At 66.1% G+C, this 25,184-nt stretch carries 25 protein-coding genes; 9 read left to right on the top strand and 16 right to left on the bottom strand.

Annotation, left to right across the window (positions count from 1 at the left end; all coding sequences use genetic code 11):
- Window positions 1-15 precede the first annotated feature (15 nt).
- Together ACZ2IA_RS00930 and ACZ2IA_RS00925 are read left to right on the top strand one after the other, a co-directional pair.
- Window positions 16-1,047: a sensor histidine kinase gene (locus tag ACZ2IA_RS00930; RefSeq protein ID WP_470290675.1), complete on the top strand. Its 1,032-nt coding sequence runs from the start codon at window positions 16-18 to the stop codon at window positions 1,045-1,047.
- 41 nt (window positions 1,048-1,088) lie between these two features.
- Window positions 1,089-1,460, top strand: a complete 372-nt coding sequence (locus ACZ2IA_RS00925; protein WP_470290674.1) for a hypothetical protein — start codon at window positions 1,089-1,091, stop codon at window positions 1,458-1,460.
- Between the two features lie 322 nt (window positions 1,461-1,782).
- On the opposite strand, the gene dinB is transcribed toward ACZ2IA_RS00925, so the two are convergent.
- The 9 genes from dinB to ACZ2IA_RS00880 all read right to left on the bottom strand — a co-directional run bounded on the left by dinB (window position 1,783) and on the right by ACZ2IA_RS00880 (window position 11,094).
- Window positions 1,783-2,856 (bottom strand): DNA polymerase IV, encoded by a 1,074-nt coding sequence (gene dinB, locus ACZ2IA_RS00920; protein ID WP_470290673.1) that lies wholly within the window; start codon window positions 2,854-2,856, stop codon window positions 1,783-1,785.
- A gap of 22 nt (window positions 2,857-2,878) precedes the next feature.
- Complete coding sequence (locus ACZ2IA_RS00915; protein WP_470290672.1) at window positions 2,879-3,166, bottom strand: Rdx family protein; 288 nt, start codon at window positions 3,164-3,166, stop codon at window positions 2,879-2,881.
- 336 nt (window positions 3,167-3,502) lie between these two features.
- Window positions 3,503-4,729 (bottom strand): YjbE family putative metal transport protein, encoded by a 1,227-nt coding sequence (locus ACZ2IA_RS00910; RefSeq protein ID WP_470290671.1) that lies wholly within the window; start codon window positions 4,727-4,729, stop codon window positions 3,503-3,505.
- 36 nt (window positions 4,730-4,765) lie between these two features.
- Window positions 4,766-6,004, bottom strand: a complete 1,239-nt coding sequence (locus ACZ2IA_RS00905; protein WP_470290670.1) for an NRAMP family divalent metal transporter — start codon at window positions 6,002-6,004, stop codon at window positions 4,766-4,768.
- Between the two features lies 1 nt (window position 6,005).
- Complete coding sequence (hflC, locus tag ACZ2IA_RS00900) at window positions 6,006-6,881, bottom strand: protease modulator HflC (protein WP_470290669.1); 876 nt, start codon at window positions 6,879-6,881, stop codon at window positions 6,006-6,008.
- Window positions 6,881-7,681 (bottom strand): FtsH protease activity modulator HflK, encoded by an 801-nt coding sequence (gene hflK, locus ACZ2IA_RS00895; RefSeq protein WP_470290838.1) that lies wholly within the window; start codon window positions 7,679-7,681, stop codon window positions 6,881-6,883. Before hflK ends, hflC begins: the two co-directional genes overlap by 1 nt.
- A 3-nt stretch (window positions 7,682-7,684) precedes the next feature.
- A complete protein-coding gene (locus ACZ2IA_RS00890; protein ID WP_470290668.1) occupies window positions 7,685-7,909 on the bottom strand; it encodes a hypothetical protein in 225 nt (74 codons plus the stop codon).
- Between the two features lie 179 nt (window positions 7,910-8,088).
- A complete protein-coding gene (locus ACZ2IA_RS00885; RefSeq protein WP_470290667.1) occupies window positions 8,089-9,726 on the bottom strand; it encodes an Nramp family divalent metal transporter in 1,638 nt (545 codons plus the stop codon).
- 903 nt (window positions 9,727-10,629) lie between these two features.
- Window positions 10,630-11,094, bottom strand: coding sequence for a copper chaperone PCu(A)C (locus ACZ2IA_RS00880; RefSeq protein ID WP_470290666.1), 465 nt, complete (start codon window positions 11,092-11,094; stop codon window positions 10,630-10,632).
- A gap of 181 nt (window positions 11,095-11,275) precedes the next feature.
- On the opposite strand from ACZ2IA_RS00880, the gene ACZ2IA_RS00875 reads away from it, so the two are divergent.
- Window positions 11,276-11,920, top strand: a complete 645-nt coding sequence (locus ACZ2IA_RS00875) for a MarC family NAAT transporter (protein WP_470290665.1) — start codon at window positions 11,276-11,278, stop codon at window positions 11,918-11,920.
- A 53-nt stretch (window positions 11,921-11,973) separates the two neighbouring features.
- Here the strand turns inward: ACZ2IA_RS00875 and ACZ2IA_RS00870 are convergent, their stop codons facing one another.
- A complete protein-coding gene (locus ACZ2IA_RS00870) occupies window positions 11,974-12,327 on the bottom strand; it encodes a YkgJ family cysteine cluster protein (protein ID WP_470290664.1) in 354 nt (117 codons plus the stop codon).
- 135 nt (window positions 12,328-12,462) lie between these two features.
- Here ACZ2IA_RS00870 and ACZ2IA_RS00865 point away from each other — a divergent pair, with 135 nt between their 5' ends.
- The 3 genes from ACZ2IA_RS00865 to ACZ2IA_RS00855 all read left to right on the top strand — a co-directional run bounded on the left by ACZ2IA_RS00865 (window position 12,463) and on the right by ACZ2IA_RS00855 (window position 14,408).
- Window positions 12,463-13,314, top strand: coding sequence for an AraC family transcriptional regulator (locus ACZ2IA_RS00865; RefSeq protein ID WP_470290663.1), 852 nt, complete (start codon window positions 12,463-12,465; stop codon window positions 13,312-13,314).
- Window positions 13,315-13,389: 75 nt separating this feature from the next.
- Window positions 13,390-14,097 carry an AzlC family ABC transporter permease gene (locus ACZ2IA_RS00860; RefSeq protein ID WP_470290662.1) on the top strand — a complete coding sequence of 236 codons (708 nt, stop codon included), beginning with the start codon at window positions 13,390-13,392 and terminating at the stop codon, window positions 14,095-14,097.
- Entirely contained in the window at window positions 14,094-14,408 is a 315-nt protein-coding gene (locus ACZ2IA_RS00855) for an AzlD domain-containing protein (protein ID WP_470290661.1), read from the top strand. Before ACZ2IA_RS00860 ends, ACZ2IA_RS00855 begins: the two co-directional genes overlap by 4 nt.
- A gap of 337 nt (window positions 14,409-14,745) precedes the next feature.
- On the opposite strand, the gene ACZ2IA_RS00850 is transcribed toward ACZ2IA_RS00855, so the two are convergent.
- From ACZ2IA_RS00850 to ACZ2IA_RS00825, 6 genes are all read right to left on the bottom strand, one after another.
- Window positions 14,746-15,606: a sterol desaturase family protein gene (locus ACZ2IA_RS00850; protein WP_470290660.1), complete on the bottom strand. Its 861-nt coding sequence runs from the start codon at window positions 15,604-15,606 to the stop codon at window positions 14,746-14,748.
- Window positions 15,607-15,795: 189 nt separating this feature from the next.
- Entirely contained in the window at window positions 15,796-16,890 is a 1,095-nt protein-coding gene (gene rodA / locus ACZ2IA_RS00845; RefSeq protein ID WP_470290659.1) for a rod shape-determining protein RodA, read from the bottom strand.
- Window positions 16,871-18,868: a penicillin-binding protein 2 gene (gene mrdA, locus ACZ2IA_RS00840; RefSeq protein WP_470290658.1), complete on the bottom strand. Its 1,998-nt coding sequence runs from the start codon at window positions 18,866-18,868 to the stop codon at window positions 16,871-16,873. Before mrdA ends, rodA begins: the two co-directional genes overlap by 20 nt.
- 10 nt (window positions 18,869-18,878) lie before the next feature.
- Entirely contained in the window at window positions 18,879-19,376 is a 498-nt protein-coding gene (gene mreD / locus ACZ2IA_RS00835; RefSeq protein ID WP_470290657.1) for a rod shape-determining protein MreD, read from the bottom strand.
- 9 nt (window positions 19,377-19,385) lie between these two features.
- Complete coding sequence (mreC, locus tag ACZ2IA_RS00830) at window positions 19,386-20,360, bottom strand: rod shape-determining protein MreC (RefSeq protein ID WP_470290656.1); 975 nt, start codon at window positions 20,358-20,360, stop codon at window positions 19,386-19,388.
- Window positions 20,361-20,402: 42 nt separating this feature from the next.
- A complete protein-coding gene (locus ACZ2IA_RS00825; protein WP_470290655.1) occupies window positions 20,403-21,443 on the bottom strand; it encodes a rod shape-determining protein in 1,041 nt (346 codons plus the stop codon).
- Between the two features lie 219 nt (window positions 21,444-21,662).
- Here ACZ2IA_RS00825 and gatC point away from each other — a divergent pair, with 219 nt between their 5' ends.
- From gatC to gatB, 3 genes are all read left to right on the top strand, one after another.
- The gene (gatC, locus tag ACZ2IA_RS00820) at window positions 21,663-21,950 is read left to right on the top strand and encodes an Asp-tRNA(Asn)/Glu-tRNA(Gln) amidotransferase subunit GatC (RefSeq protein ID WP_470290654.1); all 288 of its coding nucleotides are present in this window, start codon (window positions 21,663-21,665) and stop codon (window positions 21,948-21,950) included.
- A gap of 70 nt (window positions 21,951-22,020) precedes the next feature.
- A complete protein-coding gene (gatA, locus tag ACZ2IA_RS00815; RefSeq protein WP_470290653.1) occupies window positions 22,021-23,472 on the top strand; it encodes an Asp-tRNA(Asn)/Glu-tRNA(Gln) amidotransferase subunit GatA in 1,452 nt (483 codons plus the stop codon).
- A 115-nt stretch (window positions 23,473-23,587) separates the two neighbouring features.
- Window positions 23,588-25,030, top strand: a complete 1,443-nt coding sequence (gene gatB, locus ACZ2IA_RS00810; RefSeq protein WP_470290652.1) for an Asp-tRNA(Asn)/Glu-tRNA(Gln) amidotransferase subunit GatB — start codon at window positions 23,588-23,590, stop codon at window positions 25,028-25,030.
- Window positions 25,031-25,184 lie beyond the last annotated feature (154 nt).

Here is a 25,184-nt window from a genome sequence, read left to right as displayed (position 1 = left end):
GTATGCGATCGGAAAATGGCCATTATACGTCAATCGTCCGGGCTGACCGCGGTGCCCGACTTCCGGCGCGCCGCGGTGATCGTCCGGCTAATCGCGGCGGTCGTGCTGCTGCTGGCCGCACTGGCCTTGCTGAAAACCGAGGCGGGACACGGCTTTGCCGCGGGCTGGTTCGGTCTGGCGCGTTGGGTGGCGCCTGGTCTCGCGCTGACCTTGGCAGCTCTCGCACTGGCGAGTCCGTGGCTGGCGCGGCGGCGTCACCCGGCGCCGTGGGGCGTGGCGGTGTCGGTCTTGGCGTTCGCTCTGGTCGAATTGTCGGGCAGCGGCGGGCACGGCGTTCGCTGGCAGCATCTGGCCTGGGTCGGGGTGCTCTCGCTGTTGTTGATGCACTACTTCGCGCTGCGCGAACGGGCGCTGTCGCCGGCCTTGCCCGAGGCGCGGCTCGCGGCGCTGACCGCGCGGATCCGCCCGCATTTCCTGTTCAACAGCCTGAACGCGGCGATCAGCCTGATCCGCAGCCGGCCGGCACGCGCCGAGATGGTGCTGGAGAACCTGGCCGACCTGTTCCGCGCCCAGCTGGCCGACCCGGGGCGCAGCTCGACGCTGGCGCGCGAGGTGGAGCTGGCGCGACTCTATCTGGCGATCGAGGCGGAGCGGCTCGGCGAGCGGCTGCAGGTGAGCTGGCAGCTCGACGCGCCGGACGACGCGCTGCTGCCGCCGTTGCTGCTGCAACCCCTGGTCGAGAACGCGGTCAGCCACGGCGTCGAGACGCTGATCGTGCCCGGCGAGATCCGCATCGAGGCGGCGCTGTACCGGCGCCGGCTGGTGATCACCATCCTCAACCCGGTTGCCGACGAGCCGGCCTTGAAGGTGGCCGGCAACCACATGGCGCTCGGCAATATCGCCGAGCGGCTGGCGCTGATGTTCGAAGGCGACGCGACCTTGTCGACCGAGCGCGGCGTCGACAGCTTCGTCACCCGGCTCGAGCTGCCGTACCGGCCGGTGGCGATCGATACGCATCTGCCGGCGTTCCTGCGCGAGCGCGGCTGAGGTCTTTGTCTGTGAGCTGAGGTTAGGCAGGAGAAGTGACTGTGAGTCGCCGTATCAAAGAAGTGCTCATAAACCCGACATGGGAGCAAGTTGTGGAGCGGGAGCCCCTTATGGCGTTTTCCTTCTATCTCTCTGGTCGAGTGAACGTGCTTCTCGCGATATGCGATGAAATCATAGAGAACCTTGAGAGCGCGTTTTCTGACTCGGTGGTGGATGGAGGCCGAATGGTACGTGCGGAAACTTTGATGTGGTTGTGGACGCTCGGGGCCTACGAAGTTGTGAGAACCATGTGCCAAGCCAAGAAATGCTTTTCGCCAAGAGCATTCGATGAGTTAACTCAGCTCAAGAAAACCTTATCCGCAATTCGTATGCCGGCAGCCAAGATGGAGAAGCCGGGAAGGAAAACCCTGTAACTTCCAATCGAAGCCCTGCGGGATGGGATGTCCCAAACCGGGATATCTTCGTGAACGATCCAGAATCGGAATCAGATATCTCCGCCCGAACCATTCTCGCGGAATTTGACCGTGTGATTTCCTCCATCACCAAGGCCGATATTCTTGGCTCACATGAGGAATCATATGACAGAGCCTAATCCTTGAACTTTGGCTGCGGGGCCCAATTTCTCGGAGCTGCTTTGGTCTCCATTGGGCGTGTCTTGCCGAACAGGGGCTTTAGCAATTGGTGACGGTCTAAATTCAGTTGTGTCTGCTTCAGCCAACCTTGCCATATTTCCCGCTATTCTCTCGTGCCGAACAGCGTCAGCTGCTCAGGCCGAACCTGCCCGTCCTCGCTCATCCGCACCCCGACCCCGAGCAGCCGCACCGGCCGCGCGCCGCGCGCCCAGGCGACATCGAGCAGCGCCGCGAAGCCGGCGGCGTCGAGTTTGCTACCCAGATGCTCGGCGGTGGTCTGCGAGAAGTCAGCGAACTTGATCTTGACGGTCAGCTGCTTGAACGGCGGGGAGTCTGCGCGCTGCCAGCGTTCGGCCAACATCGTCAGCAGCGCAGGCAGCTCGGCGTGACAGGCGGCTAGATCCGGTAGGTCGCGCACGAAGGTCTCCTCGACGGAGAGCGACTTGCGCGGCCGCTCGGTCTCGACCGGCCGGTGGTCGATGCCGTGTGCCATCTGGTGCAGCCGTTCGCCGAAGCGGCCGAACTGTTCAGTCAGCTTGTCGAGCGGCCAGGCGGCCAGATCCGCGCAGTTTAGGATGCCGAGCGCGGCGAGTTTCTCGGCGGTGACCCGGCCGACGCCGTGGATCTTCGTCACCGGCAGCGCCGCGACGAAGTCGGCGACGTCCTGCGGGCGGATCACGCACAGCCCATTCGGCTTGTTCCAGTCGCTCGCCACCTTGGCGAGAAACTTGTTCGGCGCCACCCCGGCGCTGGCGGTGATACCGACCTCGGCGTGGATCCGCGCGCGGATTTCCTCGGCGATGCGGGTGGCGCTGCCCTGGTGGTGCGGCGAGGCGGTGACGTCCAGATACGCCTCGTCGAGCGACAAGGGTTCGATCAGCTCGGTGTAGTCGCGGTAGATGGTCATGATCTGCCGGCTGGCGGCACGGTAGCGCGCCATGTCGGGCGGGATGATCTTCAGCTTCGGGCAACGCTTGATGGCGGTAGCCGAGGCCATCGCGCTCCTCACGCCGTAGCGGCGCGCGATGTAATTGCAGGTGGCGATCACGCCGCGCGCATCGGGGCGGCCGCCGACCGCCAGCGGAATGTCGGCGAGGCTCGGATCGTCGCGCATCTCGATCGCGGCGTAGAAGCAGTCGCAATCGACGTGGATGATCTTGCGCTGAGGCGCGTCCATCGCTTCGGCCAACCTGGCTGTGTCAGGCCGGGGTGTCGCTGTGGCCGAGCGGCTTGTTCGGCGCGACGCGGTCGCGCACCGCCTGCTTCAGCGCCTTGATGTCGGGGAAGCCGCCGTCGTCCTTGCGGTCCCACAGCCGTTCGCCGTCGAGCCAAACCTGGAAGATGCCGCCCGAGCCGGGCTGCAGGCTGACTTCGCCCAGCTCCTTCTCGAAGGTGGTCAACAGTTCCTGCGCGTACCAAGCGGCGCGCAGCAGCCAGCGGCAGCCGGTGCAGTAGCGGATTGTAATGCGGGGGGTAGCGGGAGTCATGGTGCAGGTCATGCGTAAAAGCCAAGCATAACCGATACGGGCGGGGGCGGGATGGCCGGTGCGGGCTTATGGTGTTGTGTGGCTTGTCTCCTCCATCGCTAGCAGACTTGGCGATGCATTTTTTGTCCGACAGTCCGGCCATCTCCGCGGCAGAGTCTGCCCAAGCCGGCGCCGTCGGTAAAGCACTATCTGCAAAGAATGTTTACAACTGTCACATTGACACAACGCGAATGCGCGACGATCCGGCCAGGGCTCGATTTGTGTGGATCTATTTTTATATGTCATAAAATCCTCACCTGACGATGCGAGGCTCCGGCAGCACAACAACATGCGCTGCTATCTGGAGACAGACGGTGAACAAGACCCTGCTGCTCGTAGCGCTCGCCAGCGCCTTCGCCCTGCCGGCAAGACCGCTGCCAAATAAGCCCCGCTGCAACGAGAACGCCCCGCCGGTGTCGGCGGGGCGTTTTGCATGCTGCGGTGCGGGGCTAGTGGGGCGGGTGTTCCGGCGCCGGCAGTATGCCCTGGCTTGCCAGGTGGAACAGCAGCCAGCCGATTGCCAGTACGCCGATCAGCGCCGCCGCCGTCACCAGCGCCTTCAGCAGCAGCGACAGCGCGCGCGAGCTCTGCACCGGGTCGGCGTCGGGCTCGGCTGCGCTCGTCGGGGCGGGGAGTTCTTTGCGGGGCGGCACAGGCGCCGGCTCGACCGTTCGCACCATCACCACGGCCGGCGCGTCGAGCGAAGCGCTGACGGGGGCCAGTGTGGCCAGCTTGGCCGCCTCCGCCTTGTCGGCCGATTCGCCGAAGCTGGCCAGCCGCGCCACCAGGCCGGCGGCCAGCCCGAGCGGCGGCGGCGCCACCAGCCGGCCGGCCGCGCTGCTGGCGGATGATGCGGCTCTCCAGCAGCACGAACACCACGCACAGCAGCGGGATCACCAGCGACAGCGCCGGCGCCTGGCTGGCTATCCAGCCGGCGATCAGCGGGTCGGACACGCCGATCCGCCCGGCGATCCAGCCGAGCAGCGCGCTGCCGGCCGGCACGAGTAGCGGGTTGTCGTCGAGCAAGCGGGCGATGAACAGGCTGCCGTACATCAACAGCGGCACGCTCAACAGCAGGCCCAGCGCCAGGAACAGCACGCTGCCCTGCGCGGCGGCGGCCAGCGCCACCACATTGTCGAGGCTCAGCACCAGGTCGGCGCTGACCACCACCACTACCGCCGACCAGAGCCGGTCGGCATCGGACGCGGTGTCGCCTGACTCGCCCTGCGTCGCCGGTTCGAGGTCGCCGAGCAGCAGCTTGATCGCGATGCCGATCAGCAGCACCGCGCCGACCAGGCGCAGCATCGGCACCTGCAGCAGGAAGCTGACCACCGTGGTCAGCAGCACCCGCAGCAGGATCGCGAAACCGGTGCCGATCAGCACCGCGCGCTTCACCAGCGGGCGCGGCAGGCGGCGGCAGGCGAGTGCGATCACCAGCGCGTTGTCGCCGCTCAGGATCAGGTCGAGAAAGAACACCTGAAACGCCATCGTGATGGCGTGGCCGAAACTGTCAAAGCCCATCATTCCCACCCTTGCCGGAGTCGTGTTTGCTCATCGGCGTCATCCCAGCGCCCCGGCGATGCCGGCGTACAGCCCGAGCCCGACGGTCAGCACGAACACCGTGGCGACGGTGTAGCCGTACCAGCCCTTCAGGCGGTGTTCCTCGGGCAGCTCGTGGTGCGCCAGCCAGTACAGGAAGCCGAGCACCACCGGCAGCAGCAGCGCGTTGACCACCCCGGTGGCGATCGACAGCCGCACCAGGTTGATCCCGGACGACACCAATACGCCGCCGGCCAGCAGCATCAGCCCGAACGCGGCGTAGAACCACGGCGCCTCGCGCGGGTGGTTGGCCAGCGAGTGGCGCTTGCCGCTGACCTCGCCGAGCGCCCAGGCGGTCGACAGGCAGACCACGATGGTCGCCACCAGCGCGCCGCCGCTCAGCGCCACCGCGAACAGCAGCTCGCCGGTGCGCTTGCCGAGCACTGCGGTAAACGCCTCGGCGATCTGCGGGATGTTGTCGAGCGCCACGCTGCCCTTGCCGGCGAACGCCGCCGCCGCCGCCACCAGCACTGCGGCGGTGACCACCTGACAGAGCAGCGCGCCGACTAGGGTGTCGAGCCGCGCCGCCTTCAGGTCGGACAGATCCAGGCCCTTGTCGATCAGCGCCGACTGCTGGTAGAACACCGTCCACGGCATGATGCTGGTGCCGAGGTTCGCCGCCAGCAGGTACAGGTAATTGCGGTCGGACAGCGGCATATGGCGCAGTTGGCCGAACAGCTGCCCGTAGTCGGGTTGCGCGCGCCAGGCCACCACTAGGAAGGCCAGCTCGAACACCCCGAGGCAGATCGCCACCCGCTCCACCGAGTGGTAGCTGCCGGTGCAGACCATCGCGAAGATCAGCGTCGCCAGCACCGCGATCGTCTGCCACACCGGCACGCCGTACAGCTGGCCGACGCCGGCCAGACCGCTCATCTGCGTCACCAGCGCGCCGAAGCAGCTGATCACCAGCGTGACGGTGGCGAGCTTGGCCGCCGCGCCGCCGAAGCGCTGCAGGATCAGCTCGCCATAGCCCTTGCCGGTACACAGCGCGAGGCGCACCGTCAGCTCCTGCACCACGAACAACAGCGGGATGATCAGGAACTGCAGCAGCAGCAGCCGATAGCCCCACTGTGCGCCGCTTTGCGAGGCGGTGATCACGCTGCCGGCGTCGGTGTCGGCGAGCATCACCACCAGCCCCGGGCCGAGCGCGGCGGCGAGGTGCTTCAGGCGGGAGAGCGAAAGCGTTCGGCTGCTGTTCATCTCAGCGCTTGCCTCCCGGACCGTTCCTGAAGTCGTGCAGCAGCGCCGAGTCGGGCGACAGCACCAGCGTCGCGCCCGATTCGGCCAACGACTGGCGGTAGGTCTGCAGCGAGCGGTAGAACTTGTAGAACTTCGGGTCCTTGCTGAACGCGTGCGCCAGGATCAGGTTGGCCTGGGCATCGCCCTCGCCGCGGGTGATCGCGCTCTGGCGCTGCGCCTCGGACAGGATCACGGTGCGGTCGCGGTCGGCGCGCGCCTCAATCTGCTGCGCCCACTCGGCACCCTGTGCGCGCAACTCCTTCGCCTCCTGCTGGCGCGCCGACTTCATCCGGTCGTAGATCGCCTGGCTGGTTTCCAGCGGCAGGTCGGCGCGGTGCAGCCGCACCTCGGTCACCGCCACGCCGAGCGGCCGGGCGCGTTCCGCCACTTCCTGTTGGATGCGCGCCACGGTCTGGCTGCGTTCGGCCGACAGCAGCGCCTTCAGCGGCACCTTGCCCAGCTCGCGGCGCAGCGAGGTGCTGACCAGCTGGCTCAGCTGGGCGCGCGCCTGGCTCTCGGTGCGCAGCGACTGGTAGAAGCGCAGCGGGTCGGCGATGCGGTAGCGGGTGTAGGTCTCGACCTCGAGGCGCTTCTCGTCGCCGAGGATCACCTGTTCGGGCGGCGGCGCCAGCGTCTGCAGCCGGGTGTCGTAGAACTGCACCGTGTCGACGATAGGCAGCTTCCACTTCAGGCCGGGCTGTTCGCTGACGTCGACCGGTGCGCCGAGCCGGATCACCAGCGCCTGCTGTCCCTCGGACAGCGTGTACAGGGTTGAGCCGAGCAGCCACAGCAGCGCAAAGCCGCCCAGCACGCCGATGCCGCGTAGGCGTGGGTTCATCAGTGCACCTCCTTGCCGCCGCTCTTGGCCTTGTCCTGCAGCGGCAGATACGGCACCACACCGCCGCCCTTGCCGCTCGAATCGGTGATGATCACCTTGCTGGCCTTCTTCAGCACCTCGTCCATGCTTTCCAGATACAAACGCCAGGCGGTGACGTCCTTGGCCTGCGCGTAGCTCTGATACACCGAGTCGAAGCGCTTCGCCTCGCCCTCGGCCAGGTTGACCACCTGGCTCTGGTACGCGTCGGCCTCCTGCTCGATGCGGGCGGCCTCGCCGCGCGCCTTGGGCAGGATGTCGTTGCTGTACGCCTGCGCCTCGTTGCGGGCGCGTTCCTGGTCGGCGCGGGCGCGCTGCACGTCGTTGAACGCGTCGATCACCGCCGACGGCGGGTCGACCCGCTGCAACTGCACCTGGGTGACCAGGATGCCGGCGTGCTCCTCGTCGAGCAGCTGCTGCAGCAGTTCGCGGCTCTGGTCGGCCACCTGCTGGCGGCGATTGGACATGGCGGCCTGGATCGGCGTGCGCGAGATCACCTCGCGCAGCGAGCTTTCCGCGGCGATGCGCAGCGAGGTTTCCGGGTCCTTCACCCTAAACAGGAACTGGCCGGCGTCCTTGATGCGCCAGAACACCACCGCGTCGGTCTCGACGATATTTTCGTCGCCGGTGAGCATCTGCTTCTCGCGCGGGTCGGTGACGTCGGTCGGCATGCCGTCGTACAGGTTGGCGAGCCGGATCAGATTGATCTGGGTGACCTTGGGCAGCAGCACCGTCTCGACCGGCCAGGGCAGGTGGTAGCGCAGCCCCTACCCGGTGGTGTCGACCCATTGGCCGAAGCGCAGCACCACACCCTGTTCGTCGGGCTGGACCCGGTAGACGCCGGCCATCAGCCAGGCCACTGCCACCAAGCCCAGCAGCAGGGCCAGCCCCTTGCCCTGCAGGCCGAACAGCCGCAGGTAGTAGTCGAACTGCCGGCGCAGCGCCCGGAACGGGACGGCCGCACTGTCATCCTCGTGCTGTTGAGAAGCCATCTGTGTCTCGCTGAATGGATCGGTGTCTGGCACCCGGAAAATGACCGAGCCCGCTTGCCGCGGGCTTGGGGCCGCTAAGCCAAGCCGACAGGCCAGGTTGGCCGAACGGCTTGGCTTAACAGCCCAACACCGGGCGAGGGCCCGGTGTTGGTTGTTGTTATATCACTGGCTGAGCCGTTTTAGGTCAGCGCTACCTGGAGCACCCGATAGATCACCATGCCCATCGCCACGACCAGGTAGCCGCGCAGCACGCCCATCCAGAGGCGGTTGCGCTGCGACAGCACCATCGGCGCCAGTTTGGCGAGCGGCGCCATCCGCCAGCTGTACAGCGTCTTCAGGTCGACCTTGCGCTCCTGTTTCGGGATGCCCCGGTCGGCTTCCTCGCGGGCGTGCAGCACGTTCACCGCGATCGCGATCACCAGGCCGATCACGCCGCCGCCGATCAGGATGTCGGTGATCGCTTCGCCGGACATGTCCGGGAACACCACCGCCGCGGTCAGGATGATAGACAGCAGCACCAGCACCGCCACCACCACCGCGGTTAGCAGATTGGTCATGCGGCTGTTCACCCACGGGCCGAGCACGTCCTTGTCGTTGCACAGGATCAACAGGAACACGGTAGCGCTCGGCAGCAGCACTCCGGCCAGCGTCTGCACCGCGTTGGTCAACAGGCCCAGCGGCACGCCCGGCAGTAGCACCAGCGCCGCGGCCAGCGCGATCAGGCCGCAGTACATCGCGTAGAAGCCCTTGGCGTCGCCCGGCTTGCGGTGCAGCGAATGCTTCAGGCTCAGCACGTCGCCCAGCGCGTAAGCGGTCGACAGCGACACCGCCATCGCGCCGATGATGCTGGCGTCGATCAGCGCGATCGCGAACAGTACGCCCGGCAGCCGGCCGTAGTACTTGGCGAAGCCGGTGGCCACCGCGCCGGCGTCCTGGAAGTGGCCGAACTCCGGGCGGCCGGCGAACAGCTGGGCGGTAAAGGCGATCATCGCCACCGCGCCGATTACCACCAGCGCGATGCCGAGCCACAGGTCTGCGCGCTCGTACTTGATGAAGCGCGGGGTGATGCGCTTGTCGATCACATAGCTCTGCTGGAAGAACAGCTGCCACGGCGCCACCGTCGTCCCGACGATGCCGATGATCAGCAGCATCACGTCCGACAGCTTGCCGCCGGCCGGCATCTGCGGCACCAGGAAGTCGTGCGCCACCAGGCTCAGCGGCGGGTGCACCATCACGAAGATCGGCACCAGTACCAGGCTGCCGACCACCAGGATCAGCGAGAAGCGCTCGAAGCGCCGGAAATCGCCGGTACTGGCCGACAGCATGATGAACACGGCTGCCAGGCAGACGCCCGCCACCTTGGGCACGCCGAGGAAGTCCATCCCCAGGCTGATGCCGATGAACTCGGTGACGATGGTCAGCGCGTTGAGGATGAACAGGTCGATCGCGCTGAACGCGCCCCAGAACTTGCCGAAGCGCTCCAGGATCAGCCGGGCGTGGCCGACACCGGTCACCGCGCCCAGGCGCAGCACCATCTCCTGGTTCACGTACAGCACCGGGATCAACAGGCACAGCGTCCACAGCAGCGAGGTGCCGTAGTTCTGGCCGGCCTGCGCGTAGGTGCTGAATGCGCCGGCATCGTTGTCGCCGACCATCACGATCAGCCCCGGGCCGAGGATCGCCAGCAGGGTCTTGAAGCGCTGCTTCCAGTTGTGACGCGCCTCGATGTCGTCGTGCCGAATCGTGCCGAGTGCGCCGCGAATATCGCCGACGTGTGCCGTATCGAGTACGGCGGCTTCCACTTTTTGGTTGGCCATGGGGATTTCCCCTCAATTATCTGGGTGTTGGCATTGGCCGGTCCGGAGCTATATGGCTATTGCTTGCTGAAATAGCCATGCAGCCTCGAAATCGGCAGGTAATGGCAGCCCGGCGGCAAGGCTTGCTTGCCACCGACTGGATTAGCCGGTCACGCCAGATAGAGGGGAAAGGCGGGATTTAACGGGGGGCGGTAAAGAGCAATCGCTTTACGTTCTCCCATCCAACGGAGCCACTCTGGCCGGCGTGACCGGCCAACTAGGACTGGGGTCCATGAATCAACGGCTCCTTAGAATGAGAAAACGGCCAATGCATCTGCCGCAAATAATCAGCAACGTACGAGGCGGCGTTGCGGTTGACGGTGGCGAGGACGATCATCCGAATCGGATGACATGGGGCGCGCGTGCTCCTGAGTCAGGAGCGGGTTGCGACGCACCATCACGGCAATGGCAGTGGCGGTCAAAAGGACGCACAAAACCTGTGCCGACGACCGGACGGATAACATACGCACGGCGGCAGCGGCGAAGACAGGACGAAGCCTGTATTCAGGTTTTGATCGATACGGGGTGCACGGGAAAACGGGATGCGCGCACCGCTTGCCTGGAGCAAGACGGCGGCTTAAGGGAAAAGCAGAGGTCTTGCCAAGCTTATAGGGAAAGCATGTCCTGTTGACGACTATGACTGTCCAAGGCAGTGGACCTCTTCTTTGTATAACCACCGAATTTTAGGTATTCCCCCGCGGCCGGGTCAACGAGCGGCTTGTAACGAAATGTTCGGCCTCAATGGCGGGCTTCGTTGCCGGCGGGAGTAGTGGTGCCGCAAATGGCAGGGGGTGGTCGTTTCTTAAATAAAATGACATGGAAATCGCTCGGCAGACGGGCGGCGGCTAGTGATCGTCCGACCGCTCAGTGCTGGTGTGCGTCGCCGGGCGCCGCACCGTCGTCGACTACCACCTCGACGGTGACCTTGCCGGCGCGCTTGAAGGTGAGCGTCAGCGGGAAGCGATCGCCGCGCTTCAGCGGCGCGGACAGGTTCATCAGCATCAGGTGCGCGCCGCCCGGCTGTAGCGTCACCGTCTGGCCCGGCGCGATCGTGAGGCCGTCCTTCAGCTCGCGCATCTTCATCACGCCGTTATCGTTGATATTCTGGTGCAGCTCGACCTGGGCGGCGCGCGGCGTGCTGGCCGCGAGCAAGGCGTCGGCCTGCTTGCCGTGGTTGGCCAGCGACAGGTAGGCGCCGCCGACGCTGGCGGTCGGTGCGGTGCTGCGGCTCCACGGGTGGCCGATCGCGATGTCGCCGGCATGGAAGTCGTGGGCGAAGGCGGGCAGCGACAGGCAGAGACAGGCGGCGGCGAACAGGCGGGTGAGCATCGGTATCTTCCAGAAGGGGCGGTGCAGTCAGCCTAGCACGAATGCCCTGCGGCGCCGTGCGGCCGAATGCCGCAGCGCCGCTTGCGCCGAGGCGACATCGGCTTGCTAGAACACGACCGCGCGTCGGCCGCGGCGGCAGAAATCGCTAAAATGCAGCACTTCTGGTCGACACTCCCCGTTCATGATCAACCTATCGCTGCAGTTCCTGTTCGGCGGCCTGGTGAGCCTGCTCACCATCACCAACCCGCTGTCGAAGATCCCGCTGTTCGTGTCGCTGACGCAGAACATGAGCGAACGGCGCCGCGACCATCAGGCCAAGATGGCCTGCGTCTACGCGGCGGCGATCATGCTGGTGTGCCTGATGGCCGGCAACCTGATCCTGGCGGTGTTCGGCATCTCGTACGGCGCGCTGCGGATCGCCGGCGGCTTCGTGGTGGCGGTGCTCGGCTACCGGATGCTGTTCCTGACCCAGGATCCGCAGATGACGCCGCGGCCGTCCAGCGAGCGCGAGGACTATTCGTTCTTCCCGCTGGCGATGCCGGGCATCAGCGGCCCCGGAACGATCGCGGTGGTGATCGGCATCTCGACCGAGATCATGGAGCAGCCGAGTTGGCCGGGCCGGGCGGCGGCGTTCTTCATGACCGTCCTGGCGATCGCCGGCACCTCGGTCGGCATGTGGCTGGTGCTGCGCTCGTCGACGATGATCAGCCAGCGGATGGGCCGCGCCGGCCGCGAGGTGATGACCCGGCTGATGGGCTTCTTGCTGATCTGCGTCGGCGTGCAGTTCGTCGGCTCCGGGGTGCGCACCTTCATGGCCGGCTCCTGAGCCGATGCCCCGCTTGCCGTCCACCACGCCGCCCCTAGGGGCGGCGTGTTCGTTTAGGGTTGGCCGAACGCGCTCAGCGGCGCCAGCCCGTGGCGCTCGCGGGCGCGGTTGCAGCGCGGGTCGGGCTGACCGTGCTCGTCGTACGGTTCGAACTCGTGGCAGGGGCTGGGGCGCAGCGGGTAGATCGCGCAGCGCGCCGCGCCGATCTCGCCCTGCAACTGTTGGCAGCGCGGTGCCTTCTGGTTGGTGCCGCGCATCGCGCGCAGGTGCGGGGTGAGCTGTTCGGTCAGCGCGACCGGCACGGTGCCGCCGGGCGCGTCGTCGGCCTCGGCCCAGTAGAACGACACGCGAAAGCTGGCGCAGCAGGCGCCGCAGGCAAGACAAGGAGATGGGGTCGGTGAGCTCATGATGCCAAGTCGAAACAACGCAACAATCGGGAACCGCACGCTCAGATAAGGGCGCCCGGCGCCGCTTCAAGCCCCCGCTTGCCGAGGGGCGAGCGCCCGCGCAGAATGGGCGTCTTTGCCCGTGCGTCCCCGTCCATGCCCGCCTCCGCCGAATACACCCGTTTCTTCCGTGCCGACGACGTCGGCGCGCTGGAGTGCCAGGCGGCGCGCTATGTGCATTACAGGTTCGCGCCGCATTTCCACGAGGAGTACGTGGTCAACACGCTGCTCGACGGCGTGCAGTCGTATGACTACCAGGGCAGTCGCTACCGCGCCGGCCGCGGCGCGCTGGTGTTGGTCAACCCCGGCGCGGTGCACACCGCCAAGGCCGGCAGCGACGGCGGCTGGGCGTACTGCGGCTACTACCCGTCGCTGGCGCTGATGCGCGAGTTGGCCGAACAGCTAAGCGGCCGGCCCGGTGTCGAGCCGTTCTTTCGCGACACGGCGGTGATCGACCCGGAGCTGGCGCGGCGGCTGGCCCGGCTCTATCGGATCCTGCGGCACAGCTCTGACCGGCTGCTGCGCGAATCCTGGCTGTACGCGGTGTTCGGCGACGTGTTGTCGCGCCACATGCTCGGCCACGCGCCGCAGGCGGGGCAGGTACGCCACAACGTCGAGCGGGTGCGCCAGCTGCTGGCCGATAGGCTCGCCGACAATCTGTCGCTCGCCGAGCTGGCCGCTGCGGTCGGGCTGTCGCCGTACCATCTGAACCGCAGTTTCCGCACCGCCTACGGCCTGCCGCCGATCGCCTGGCGCAACCAGCTGCGGCTGACCCGCGGCCGCACCATGCTGGCGCAGGGCGTGCCGGCCGGCGAGGTGGCGGGCCGGCTCGGTTTCGCCGACCAGCCGCACTTCACCCGCGCGTTCCGCCAGGCGCTCGGCATCACCCCGGCCGCCTACCAGCAGGGCCTCGGCGTCGCACCACGCCGGGCCGGGCGCGCCGGCTGAGCAGCGCAAGATCGTTCAAGACAGCGCGGCCGGTTTCGGCCAACATCAAGGCATCCACCCCACCGTTGCGATGCGATGAATCCTTCCTCCCCCTTCCTGGCCGGTGCGCGCGACAGCGTGCCGATGCTGGTCGGCGCCGCGCCGTTCGGCGTGATCTTCGGTACGCTGGCGCTTGGCGCCGGCCTGACGTCGGCGCAGACGCTGGCGATGTCGCTGATCGTGTTTGCCGGCTCCTCGCAGTTCGTCGCCGCCACCTTGTTCGCCGGTGGCGCGGCGCTGCCGGTGATCTGGCTGACCACGTTCGTCGTCAATCTTCGCCACGCCCTGTATAGCGCGACGCTATTGCCCTACGCGCGCGACTGGCCGCTACGCTGGCGGCTGCCGCTGGCGTTCTGGCTGACCGACGAGACCTTCGCGGTGGTCGAGCACCGGCTGCGCGAGGGCCTGGTCGAGGGCGGCCGCGCCTACTGGCTCGGCTCCTCGCTGGCGATGTACGGCAACTGGTTCGTCTGGACCGCGGTCGGCGTGCTGCTCGGCGAGGCGGTGCCTGGCCTGTCCGGCTGGGGCCTCGATTTCGCGATGGTGGCGACCTTCGCCGCGATCGTCGCGCCGGCCTTGAAGCACCGCCCGTCGCTGGCGGCGGCGCTGGCGGCCGGAGCGGTGGCGCTCGCGGCGCGCGGCCTGCCGTACAAGCTCGACCTGATGGCGGCCGCCGCGGCCGGGGTGTTGGCCGGCCTGTTGGCCGAACGGCTGAGTGGTGTGCACAAGGAGGTGGCGGCATGAACCACTGGCTGGCGATCGGCGGCATGGCGCTCTTGACCTTCCTGATCCGCGCGAGCTTCCTGGTGTTCGGCCAACGTTTGGCGTTTCCGCCGCTGGTGAAGCGGGCGCTGCGCTACGTGCCGGTGGCGGTGCTGCCGGCGCTGGTGGTGCCGATGGCGCTGGCGCCGCAGGGTACGCTGTGGCTGTCACCGGCCAACCCCTACCTGATCGGTACGCTGGTGGCCGGCGCGGTCGCGTTCTTCACCCGCCACACGCTGGCGGCGATCGTGGTCGGTTTTGTGGTGTACGGCGCGGTGAAGTGGCTGGCGTAGTCCACCGGTTACCCACAGCTTATCGAGCGCCGGCTGACAGCTTGTCCACAGACTTATCCACAGGCCGAGCGTAGTGGCGGTCGCGGGTCCGCTGCGCGACACGCAGACCGGATCGTGACAGCGAGAAGAATGACTTTCTGCTTGATAGGGCTAGGGCGGCGGCCGGGAAAAGCAAAGGCCGCCTGGTGGGGCGGCCTGGTTTGTAGTGTGACGATGCGGTTCAGCGGCAGATGACGCGCCGGTTCTCCCCGGTGGGGAAGCGTCATAGCGATAAAAATGCGCGCGTCTTGAACATCATCATTTGACTACGTTCGCACCGGCGTATGGATGCGGGTAATTATTTGCGCCGGGCGGCGGCGACAGTTTCCGCGATTTCAGGCGGTGCAAACAGCAGCTTGAAGCGATCCCGCCAGGTCTTGGCGCGATAGGTTTCAACGGCCATGTCGCGCCACTCGCTGAATGTCACGACCAGCGGGTTGAATGACGCGACCCGTTTCACCGTGCCGTAGTCGCAGAGCTCGTCCTGGTCTTCCTCGACGTAGCTGCCGAACAGCCGGTCCCAGATCACCAGCACGCCGGCGTAGTTGCGGTCACGGTATTGCGGGTTGCGGGCGTGGTGGACGCGGTGGATCGACGGGGTGTTGAGCACCCATTCGAGCATGCCGAGCTTGGGGATAGCCTGGGTGTGAACGAAGAACTGGAAGGCGAGGTTGAGCAGCACGATCGCCACGATCAGCGCCGGCTGGAAACCGAGCCACGCCATCGGCAGCCAGAACAGCCACATGCCGGCGACCGGGTACATCAGGCTCTGGCGGAACGCGGTCGACAGGTTCATGTGCTCGGAGCTGTGGTGGACGCTGTGCGCCGCCCACAGCCAGCGCACCCGGTGGCTCATCCGGTGGAACCCGTAGTAGAGGAAGTCCTGCACCAGGAACAGCGCGATGAACGACAGCCAGGAGTTGTCGAAGCTGTGGAGGCGCCAGTGCTTGTACACCCAGGAATAGATGGGGATGACGAACAGCCAGGCGAGCTTGTCGGCGCCCTGGTGCAGCAGCGCGAGACCGGTGTTGCACAGCGTGTCGCGCCAGCGGTACACCGCGTCGTTGCCGCGGCGCCGCCACCAGAGCATTTCCCACGCGATGCAGCCGACGAACACCGGCGCCAGCGCCAGCAGGATCAGCTCTACGTCAAACCCCATCGCCCTGTTCCTCGTGTTGGCCGTTTGCCGGCTCTCTGTGTTGCCAAGGAATACTAATCAAGCACTTGTTTGAATTCAACCGGAATCGTGCGTGGGGGCCGCTTTCGGCCGACGTTGTGGCGTTTGCGCCCGGGCGCGGGCAAAACAAAACCGGCGCCAGGGGCGCCGGTTGGTCGGGTTCATAGACGCTTACTTGCGCTGGTTGGCGATGCCCATCAGCATGCCCTGGCCGACCAGGATCGACAGCGTCGCGGTGCCGCCGTACGAAACCAGCGGCAGCGGCACGCCGACCACCGGCAGGATGCCCGACACCATGCCCATATTGACGAAGGCGTAGACGAAGAAGGTCAGCGTGATCGCGCCGGCCATCAGCCGGCCGTACAGTGTCGGCGCGCGCGCGGTGATCATCATGCCGCGGCTGATCACCAATAGGTACAGGATCAGCAGGATGATGTTGCCGACCAGGCCGAATTCCTCCGAGTACACCGCGAAGATGAAGTCGGTGGTGCGCTCGGGGATGTAGTCGAGGTGGGTCTGCGTGCCGTTCAGCCAGCCCTTGCCCCACGGCCCGCCCGAGCCGATCGCGATCATCGACTGGATGATGTGGTAGCCGGCGCCGAGCGGGTCCTGCATCGGGTCGATCAGCGTCAACACCCGCATCCGCTGGTAGTCGTGCATCAGGTTCCAGATCACCGGCAGGCTGCCGAGGAAGGCGACGAGACCGCCGATGATCAGTTTCCACGACAGCCCGGCGAAGAACATTGTGAAGAAACCGGCCGCCATGATCAGCGAGGCGGTGCCGAGGTCCGGCTGCTTCAGTACCAGGGCGCCGGGGATCACCATCATCAGCCCGGCGGCCACGTAGTGGCGCCAGTTCAGCGACAGCTCGTATTTCTGGAAGAACCACGCCAGCATCATCGGGATCGCGATCTTCATGATCTCGGACGGCTGGATGCGGGTGATGCCGAGCTCCAGCCAGCGCCGCGAGCCGTTCACCACGACGCCGAACAGCGCCACGCCGATCAAGAGCAGCAGGCCGACCAGGTAGATCGGCGGCGCGAAGTTCATCACCAGCTGCGGGCGCAGGTAGGCGAGGCCCCACATCACCACCAGCGCCAGCGCGGTGTAGCCGAACTTGGCGGTCACGCGGCCCCAGTCCTGGTTGTCGGCCGAAAACAGCACGAACAGGCTCAGTACGTAGATCAGGCCGAGGAACAGCATCAACCAGCCGTCGAGCGGCTCCTTGATGAAGTCCCACAGGCGCTTAAGGGGGTGGGCTTGCATCGGCACTTTCCTGTTCAGCGGCGGCGCGTTCGGCCTGCGCGCGGGCGGCGGCGGCGGCATCGACCGCGGTGGTCTTGACGGTGGTCAGCTGGCCGGCGAGATCCGCCGGGACCTTGCCGGTCATGTAGAAGTCGAACAGCGCGCGGGCGATCGGTGCGGCCGCCGCGGCACCCCAGCCGGCGTTCTCGACGATCACCGCCACGGCGATCTTCGGCTGCTCGACCGGGGCGAACGCGACGAACCAGGAGTGGTCACGCTGCTGCTCGGCGATCGCCGACGAGTTGTACTTGGCGCCCTGCTTGATCGCCACCACCTGCGCGGTACCGGTCTTGCCGGCCATCGTGTAGGGCAGGCCGACGCCGATCCGCGCGGCGGTGCCGCCCGGTTTGAGCACGCTCTGCATCGCGTGCTGGATGTAGCTGAAGTTGGCCGGTTTGAACGGCAGCTGGCGCTCCGGCTGCGGCTCGATGCGGCGCTCCTTGCCGGTCTTGGCGTCGGCCACTTCCTGCACCAGGTGCGGCTTGAACACCTGTCCGCCGTTGGCCATCAGCGTGACGGCGTTGGCCATCTGCAGCGGCGTATAGGCGTTGAAGCCCTGGCCGATGCCGATGCTGACCACGTCGGCCGGGTACCAGCGCCGCACTTCCGGCTTGTAGCGGGCGAAGCGTTTTTCCTTCCACTCCTTGGACGGCAGCACGCCGACGGCTTCGCCGTCCAGGTCGATGCCGGTCTTGCTGCCCAGGCTGAACTGCGCCAGCACCGGGTGGATCTTGTCGATGCCCATGTCCCAGGCGAGTTTGTAGAAGAAGGTATCGCTCGATACCTGGATCGCGCGCGCCAGGTTGGCCGAACCGTTGCCGCGCTTGTTCGAGTCGCGGAACTGGTGGTTGGAGCCGGGCAGGGTGAAGAACGCCGGCGCCGCGCGCACATCGTTGTAGCCGATCGCGCCGGTTTCCAGCGCCGCCATCGCCATGAACGGCTTGAAGGTCGAACCCGGCGGGTAGACGCCGCGCAGCGCGCGGTTGATCATCGGCTTCTGCCAGTCGTCGTTCAGGCCCTTCCAGCTGGCGCTGTCGATGCCGTCGACGAACAGATTGGGGTCGAAGCCGGGCTTGGACAGGAACGCCAGCACGCCGCCGGTCTGCGGGTCGATTGCGACCAGTGCACCGCGACGTTGGCCGAACAGCTTGTCGGCGAGTTCCTGCAGGCGGATGTCGAGCGCCAGCTTCAGCGTGTTGCCGTTGATCGGCGCGGTGCGCCTGAGCGTGCGCACCGCGCGGCCGCCAGCGTCGGTTTCCACCTCTTCGAAGCCCGAGGTGCCGTGCAGGTCGTCCTCGTACACCGCTTCCAGGCCGGTCTTGCCGATGTAGTTGGTGCCGCGGTAATTGGCGGTCTTGTCTTCTTCCTCGAGCCGGTCCTGGTCCTTCTGGGTGATCCGGCCGATGTAGCCGAGCACGTGGCTGGTCATCTCCTTGAACGGGTAGTCGCGGAACAGCCGCGCCTTCACCTCGACGCCGGGGAGGCGCCAGGCGTTGGCGGCGACCCGTGCGGCCTCTTCCTCGGACAGCTTCATCTTCAGCGCCACCGGCTCGAAGCTGCGCGACTCGGACAGGAATTTCTTGAAGCGCTTCATGTCGCGCGGGGTGAGCTCGACCAGCTTGCCGAGTTCGGCGACGGTGGCGTCGAGCCCGCCGGTCTTGGCCGGGGTGACTTCCAGCGTGTACGCCGAGTAGTTCTGCGCCAGCACCACGCCGTTGCGGTCGACGATCAGGCCGCGGTTGGGCAGCGTCGGCACCAGCGAGATGCGGTTGTTCTGCGCCAGCGTCATGTAGTGGTCGTGCTGCAGCACCTGCAGGTAGACGAAACGGCTCGCCAGTACCAGGAACATCAGCACCATGAAGGCGTAGGCGACCACCAGACGCAGCTGGAACTGGTCGTCGTCGGAGCGGGTGTTTTTCAAGCGGGTAGGGCGCGGCATCCGGACAGCCTTACAGCGAACGTTGGCGGTACGGCAGCACCAGCAGGTTGGTCAAGAGCGGCCACAGCAGCGCGCCGATCAGCGGCGGCAGGAAGAAGCTCCAGCCGACGAAGGCCGAGCCGGTCGCCATCCGCGCCAGCACCATGATCAGCTGGTTCACCTGCAACAGGCCGAGTATCGCGATCGCCTGGATCCCCAGGTTGAACATCACCAGCTGGCGCTGGCGCAGCAGCACCAGATAGGCGGTGACGGTGTAGGCGAGCGCGTGTTGGCCGAACAGCCCGGCGGTGGCCACGTCGGCGATCAGGCCGAGCATGAAGGCGGTGCCGATGCCGACCCGGCTTGGCTGGTTGAGCACCCAGTAGAGGATCAGCATGCCGACGAAATCGGGCAGCCACCGTACCGAGCCGACCGGCAGCGGTACCAGCTCGACGATCAGCGCCAGCGCGAAGGTCAGGTAGATCAGCCGGCGTTTTACCGGTTTGAGGAGTTCCTGCGGACGTTCCATCGATAAAACCTAGCGTTGACCGGACGGGGTGGCCGGCGCCTTGGCGGCGGGCTTGCTGGCCGATTTGGCGGCCGACTTGGCGGCGGCCTTGGCGGCTTTGGCCGCCTTGGCATCCGGTGGCGCGACCTCGGGCGCCGGCTTGGGCGGCGGCGGCATCTGTTTTTCACTCACCACCAGCACGTAGCGCGAGCTCTGCACCCCGGCGTACGGCGCGCAGGCGACGCGCAGGAACGCCGCGCCGGCGTTGCGGTCGACCTTGCTGACCTGGGCCACCGGCACTCCCGGCGGGAACACGCTGTCGATGCCGGAGGTGACCAGCCGGTCGCCTTCCTTGACGTCGGCATGGACCGGCATATAGCGCAGCTCCACCCCGCCGCCGTAGCCGTACAGGATGGCGCGCTGGCCGGTGCGCTCGATCATCACCGGCACCATCTGGTTCTTGTCGACCACCAGGGTCACCTCGGCGGTCAACGGCTGCACCCGGGTGATCTGGCCGAGCAGGCCGTGGCCGTCGAGCACCGGCATGCCGCCCTTCAGGCCGGCGTTGGTGCCGCGGTCGATGATCAGCTTATAGGTGAAGGTGTCGCGGCCGGTGTACAGCACCTCGGCCTGCGCGGCGACGTCGGTGCGGCTCGAGACGATCTGGGCGAGCGTCTTCAGCTCGGCCAGTTCGCGTTCCACCGTCGCCAGCCGGCCGAGCTGGGCGGCGTTGTTCAGCGCGGCGGCTCTGAGCCGGGTGTTCTCCTGCTGCAACTCGGTCTGCGAGGTGAAGAAGCGGCTCAGCTCGCGCACGCCGGTGACCGGCGCGTTGACCGCCCACTGCAGCGGGTAGAGCACCACCGACATCGCTTCGCGCGCCGGTTCCATCAGGCCGAAACGGCTGTCCGCCACCAGGAGCGCGACCGACAGCGTCGCGCAGCTGATCAGCCGGACGAGCGGGCGCGGACCCTGGCGGAAAAAGCTGGGGGTATTGGCGAAATCCATGCAAAAAAACGCCGCCCCGTCAGGAGCGGCGCGGCTTCCCGCTTAAGGTACGTTGGTGAAGATGGTGCCGACCTTGTCCATTTTGTCGAGCGCCTTGCCCGAGCCGATCACCACGCAGGTCAGCGGGTTTTCGGCGACGAACACCGGCAGGCCGGTCTCTTCGGCCAACAGCCGGTCGATGTCCTTCAAGAGCGCGCCGCCACCGGTCAGCACCATGCCCTTTTCGGCGATGTCGGCGCCCAGTTCCGGCGGGGTCTGTTCCAGCGCGATCTTCACCGCCGAGACGATCTGGTTGAGCGGCTCGGTCAGCGCCTCGAGGATCTCGTTCGACGACACGGTGAACGAGCGCGGGATACCTTCGGCCAGGTTGCGGCCCTTCACCTCCATCTCGCGCACCTCGGAGCCCGGGAACGCCGAGCCGATGGTCTTCTTGATCTCTTCGGCGGTGGTTTCGCCGATCAGCATGCCGTAGTTGCGGCGGATGTAGTTGATGATCGATTCATCGAACTTGTCGCCGCCGACGCGTACCGAATTCGAGTACACCACGCCGCCCAGGCTGATCACGCCCACTTCGGTGGTGCCGCCACCGATGTCGACCACCATCGAACCGGTCGGCTCTTCCACCGGCAGGCCCGCGCCGATCGCGGCGGCCATCGGCTCCTCGATCAGCTCGACGCGGCGCGCGCCGGCGGCCAGTGCCGAGTCCTTGATCGCGCGGCGTTCCACCTGGGTCGAACCGCACGGCACGCAGATCACGATGCGCGGACTGGCGGCCAGGCGGCTGGACGTCACGATCTTGATGAACTGCTTGAGCATCTGCTCGGTGACGGTGAAGTCGGCGATCACGCCGTCCTTCATCGGGCGGATCGCCTGGATGCTGCCCGGGGTGCGGCCGAGCATCTTCTTCGCTTCGGCGCCGACGGCGAGGATCGATTTCTTGTTCGACGGCACGTCGTTGTGGATCGCTACCACCGACGGCTCGTCGAGCACGATGCCCTTGCTGCGCATGTAGATCAGGGTGTTGGCGGTGCCAAGGTCGATGGCAAGATCGTTGGAAAAGTATCCGGTCAACAGACGAAACATTGGAAGCAATCCTGAATGTGTTGTCGGTGGGTGATGGCCGCCCGGCGCCGTCGCCGGAGTCGGCGCTGCCGCCGTGTGCAAAATGTCCGCCCCGGGAGGCGTCAAACCGGGCCGAAACAGGCCGGTCAACGCCGTCGTGACGCATCGTTAATCTTGGGAGAAACAAACTCCCTATGATACCCTATAACGCTTAGATTATTAAAGGTTTCAGAGGTCTCCATGTCGCTGACGCATCAGGATGTCGCCCGTATCGCACGCCTCGCCCGCATCGCGGTTACCGACGAGGAAATCGCCGCGACCGGCGTCCAGCTCAACAACATCTTCGGTTTAATCGAAAAAATGCAGGCGGTAAATACTGACGGCATCGAGCCGATGGCGCATCCGCAGGACGTCAGCTTGCGCCTGCGCGACGACGTGGTCACCGAGACCAACCGTCGCGACGCGTTCCAGGCGGTGGCGCCGCAGGTGGCCGCCGGCCTGTTCCTGGTACCCAAAGTCATCGAGTAACTCTCGACCGGATCATCGGGTGTTGGTTCCATTTCGACCAAACCCAATCTTGCTGTAGGTTTGTCACGTCATGATTAACGCTACCCTCAAGGACCTGTCGGCCGCGCTGGCCGCGAAGTCGGTATCGAGCGTCGAGCTCGCCGGCCAGTTCCTCGACCGCATCGCCGCGGTCAACCCTGTGCTTAATGCCTTCATCACCGTCGACGCGGAAAAAACGCTGGCCGAAGCGGCCGCCGCCGACGCGGCGCGCGCCGCCGGCCACGCCGGTCTGTTGACCGGCGTGCCGCTGGCGATCAAGGACATCTTCTGCCAGCAGGGCTGGAAGACCAGCTGCGGCTCGAAGATGCTCGACAACTTCATCGCCCCGTACGACGCGCACGTGATCGAACGGGTCCGCGCCGCCGGCCTGGTGACGCTCGGTCGCACCAATATGGACGAATTCGCGATGGGTTCGGCCAACGAGAACAGTTATTACGGCGCGGTGAAGAACCCGTGGGACCTGGCGGCGATTCCGGGCGGCAGCTCCGGCGGCTCGGCCGCGGCGGTGGCGGCGCGCCTGGCGCCGGCCGCGCTCGGCACCGACACCGGCGGCTCGATCCGCCAGCCGGCCAGCCACTGCGGCATCACCGGCATCAAGCCGACCTACGGCGTGGTATCGCGCTACGGCATGGTCGCGTTCGCCTCCTCGCTCGACCAGGGTGGCCCGATGGCGCAGACCGCCGAGGATTGCGCGCTGCTGCTCAACACCATCGCCGGCTTCGATACCCGCGACTCGACCAGCCTCGAACGTCCGACCGAAGACTACAGCCGCGAGCTGAACAAGTCGCTGGCCGGTCTGAAGGTCGGCCTGCCTAAGGAATACTTCGCCGCCGGCCTGTCGGCCGACGTGGCGCGGGTGGTCGACGAGGCGGTCGCCGAGCTGAAGAAGCTCGGCGCCGAGGTAGTCGAGGTCAGCCTGCCGAACACCGAGCTGTCGATCCCGGCCTACTACGTGATCGCGCCGGCCGAGGCGTCGAGCAACCTGTCGCGCTACGACGGCGTGCGCTACGGCCACCGCGCCTCCGAGTACAAGGACCTCGCCGACATGTACGAGAAGTCGCGTGCCGAGGGCTTCGGCACCGAGGTGAAGCGCCGTATCCTGGTAGGCACCTATGTATTGAGCCACGGCTACTACGACGCTTACTACCTGAAGGCGCAGAAGATCCGTCGCCTGATCGCCGACGACTTCAAGAAGGCGTTTGAGCAGTGCGACGTGATCCTCGGCCCGGTGGCGCCGACCGCGGCGTTCAATATCGGCGAGAAGTCGAACGACCCGGTCGAGATGTACCTGTCGGACATCTACACGCTGTCGGTGAACCTGGCCGGCCTGCCGGGCATGAGCGTGCCGGCCGGCTTCTCGTCAGGCGGCCGCCCGATCGGCCTGCAGATCATCGGCAACTACTTCGGCGAAGCGAAGATGCTGAACGTGGCGCACCAGTTCCAGCAGGTGACCGACTGGCACCGCAAGGCGCCGGTGCTGTAACAGACATTTTTGCCGCAGAATCCACGGAAACACCTGAAAACCGGCCGCCGTCTGGCTCGATGCTTTCTTCTGTGTTTTTCGGTGGGTTCTGTGGCTAAAAAAAGGGTTTCAGAACATGAAATGGGAAGTCGTCATCGGTCTTGAGGTGCATGTGCAGCTCAATACCGTATCCAAGATTTTCTCCGGCTCGTCCACCGCCTTCGGTGCCGAGCCCAACACCCAGGCGTCCGCAGTGGAGCTGGCGCTGCCGGGCGTGCTGCCGGTGATGAACAAGGCCGCGGTCGACAAGGCGATCCGCCTCGGCCTCGCGCTCGGTTCGACGATCAACAAGAAGAACGTGTTCGCGCGCAAGAACTACTTCTATCCGGATCTGCCGAAGGGCTACCAGATCAGCCAGATGGACCTGCCTATCGTCCAGCACGGCACGCTGACGATCCAGGTCGGCGACACCGAGAAGGTGGTGCGCCTGACCCGCGCCCACCTCGAGGAGGACGCCGGTAAGTCCCTGCACGAGGGGCTGGAAGGCCTGTCGGGCGTCACCGGCATCGACCTGAACCGCGCCGGCACGCCGTTATTGGAAATCGTGTCCGAGCCGGACATGCGCTCGTCCGAAGAGGCGGTCGCGTACGCCAAGGCTCTGCACACGCTGGTGACCTGGCTCGGCATCTGCGACGGCAATATGCAGGAAGGCAGCTTCCGCGTCGACGCCAACGTGTCGGTGCGCCCAGAGGGGCAGGCCGAATTCGGCACCCGCCGCGAGATCAAGAACCTCAACTCGTTCCGCTTCCTGCAGCAGGCGATCGAGGCCGAGATCCAGTGGCAGATCGACACCATCGAGGACGGCGGCAGGGTCCAGCAGGCGACCGTGCTGTTCGACCCGGACAAGGGCGAGACCCGCGCGATGCGCAGCAAGGAAGACGCGCACGACTACCGCTACTTCCCGGACCCGGACCTGTTGCCGGTGGTGATCCCGCAGGAGCAGATCGACGCGGTGCGCGAACAGATGCCGGAGCTGCCGGGCCAGATGAAGGTGCGCTTCGTCGAGAAATTCGGCGTGTCGGCCTACGACGCCAGCCTGCTCACCGGCAGCCATGCGCTGGCGAGCTACTTCGAGGCGGTCGCCAAGGCCACCGGCCAGGGCAAGCTCGCCGCCAACTGGATCAACGGCGAAGTCGCCGCCAGCCTGAATCGCGACGGCCGCGACATCACCGAGTGCCCGCTGTCGGCCGAACGCTTGGCCGGCCTGATCGTGCGCATCGCCGACAACACCGTGTCGTCCAAGCTCGCCAAGCAGGTGTTCGAGGCGATGTGGGGCAGCGAGCTGTCCGCCGACGCGGTGATCGAGCGCGACGGCCTCAAGCAGGTGTCCGACGTCGGCGCGATCGAGAAGATGGTCGATGAGGCGATCGCCGCCAATCCGAAAGCGGTCGAGGAATTCCGCGCCGGCAAGGAAAAGGCGCTCAACGCGCTGGCCGGCCAGGTGATGAAGGCGTCGAAGGGCAAGGCCAATCCGGCCCAGGTTCAAGATATCCTCAAGCAGAAACTCGGCGCGCTCTGATAGCGAAAACCTATGCGGACGGCATGCCTTTGGGCATGTCGTCCGTATTTTTTAATGTGATGTTAAATTAGTCGATTGTTTGTAATTAAATCATTTGATTTAATGTCCGGGTGTGCTGATTTGCCGAATCTATTGGCTTTCGTGGTCCATTCCT

The organism is Crenobacter sp. CS_VA4 (assembly GCF_055597485.1).
This window is presented reverse-complemented; position numbering and strand designations above follow the sequence as displayed.

Bases quoted from the DNA above. Each gene is read 5' to 3' on its own strand.
- ACZ2IA_RS00930 (WP_470290675.1), top strand. From the start codon at position 16: ATGGCCATTATACGTCAATCGTCCGGGCTGACCGCGGTGCCCGACTTC.
- dinB (WP_470290673.1), bottom strand. From the start codon at position 2,856: ATGGACGCGCCTCAGCGCAAGATCATCCACGTCGATTGCGACTGCTTC.
- ACZ2IA_RS00915 (WP_470290672.1), bottom strand. From the start codon at position 3,166: ATGACTCCCGCTACCCCCCGCATTACAATCCGCTACTGCACCGGCTGC.
- ACZ2IA_RS00910 (WP_470290671.1), bottom strand. From the start codon at position 4,729: ATGATGGGCTTTGACAGTTTCGGCCACGCCATCACGATGGCGTTTCAG.
- ACZ2IA_RS00905 (WP_470290670.1), bottom strand. From the start codon at position 6,004: ATGAACAGCAGCCGAACGCTTTCGCTCTCCCGCCTGAAGCACCTCGCC.
- hflC (WP_470290669.1), bottom strand. From the start codon at position 6,881: ATGAACCCACGCCTACGCGGCATCGGCGTGCTGGGCGGCTTTGCGCTG.
- ACZ2IA_RS00890 (WP_470290668.1), bottom strand. From the start codon at position 7,909: ATGGCTTCTCAACAGCACGAGGATGACAGTGCGGCCGTCCCGTTCCGG.
- ACZ2IA_RS00885 (WP_470290667.1), bottom strand. From the start codon at position 9,726: ATGGCCAACCAAAAAGTGGAAGCCGCCGTACTCGATACGGCACACGTC.
- ACZ2IA_RS00880 (WP_470290666.1), bottom strand. From the start codon at position 11,094: ATGCTCACCCGCCTGTTCGCCGCCGCCTGTCTCTGCCTGTCGCTGCCC.
- ACZ2IA_RS00875 (WP_470290665.1), top strand. From the start codon at position 11,276: ATGATCAACCTATCGCTGCAGTTCCTGTTCGGCGGCCTGGTGAGCCTG.
- ACZ2IA_RS00870 (WP_470290664.1), bottom strand. From the start codon at position 12,327: ATGAGCTCACCGACCCCATCTCCTTGTCTTGCCTGCGGCGCCTGCTGC.
- ACZ2IA_RS00865 (WP_470290663.1), top strand. From the start codon at position 12,463: ATGCCCGCCTCCGCCGAATACACCCGTTTCTTCCGTGCCGACGACGTC.
- ACZ2IA_RS00860 (WP_470290662.1), top strand. From the start codon at position 13,390: ATGAATCCTTCCTCCCCCTTCCTGGCCGGTGCGCGCGACAGCGTGCCG.
- ACZ2IA_RS00855 (WP_470290661.1), top strand. From the start codon at position 14,094: ATGAACCACTGGCTGGCGATCGGCGGCATGGCGCTCTTGACCTTCCTG.
- ACZ2IA_RS00850 (WP_470290660.1), bottom strand. From the start codon at position 15,606: ATGGGGTTTGACGTAGAGCTGATCCTGCTGGCGCTGGCGCCGGTGTTC.
- rodA (WP_470290659.1), bottom strand. From the start codon at position 16,890: ATGCAAGCCCACCCCCTTAAGCGCCTGTGGGACTTCATCAAGGAGCCG.
- mrdA (WP_470290658.1), bottom strand. From the start codon at position 18,868: ATGCCGCGCCCTACCCGCTTGAAAAACACCCGCTCCGACGACGACCAG.
- mreD (WP_470290657.1), bottom strand. From the start codon at position 19,376: ATGGAACGTCCGCAGGAACTCCTCAAACCGGTAAAACGCCGGCTGATC.
- mreC (WP_470290656.1), bottom strand. From the start codon at position 20,360: ATGGATTTCGCCAATACCCCCAGCTTTTTCCGCCAGGGTCCGCGCCCG.
- ACZ2IA_RS00825 (WP_470290655.1), bottom strand. From the start codon at position 21,443: ATGTTTCGTCTGTTGACCGGATACTTTTCCAACGATCTTGCCATCGAC.
- gatC (WP_470290654.1), top strand. From the start codon at position 21,663: ATGTCGCTGACGCATCAGGATGTCGCCCGTATCGCACGCCTCGCCCGC.
- gatA (WP_470290653.1), top strand. From the start codon at position 22,021: ATGATTAACGCTACCCTCAAGGACCTGTCGGCCGCGCTGGCCGCGAAG.
- gatB (WP_470290652.1), top strand. From the start codon at position 23,588: ATGAAATGGGAAGTCGTCATCGGTCTTGAGGTGCATGTGCAGCTCAAT.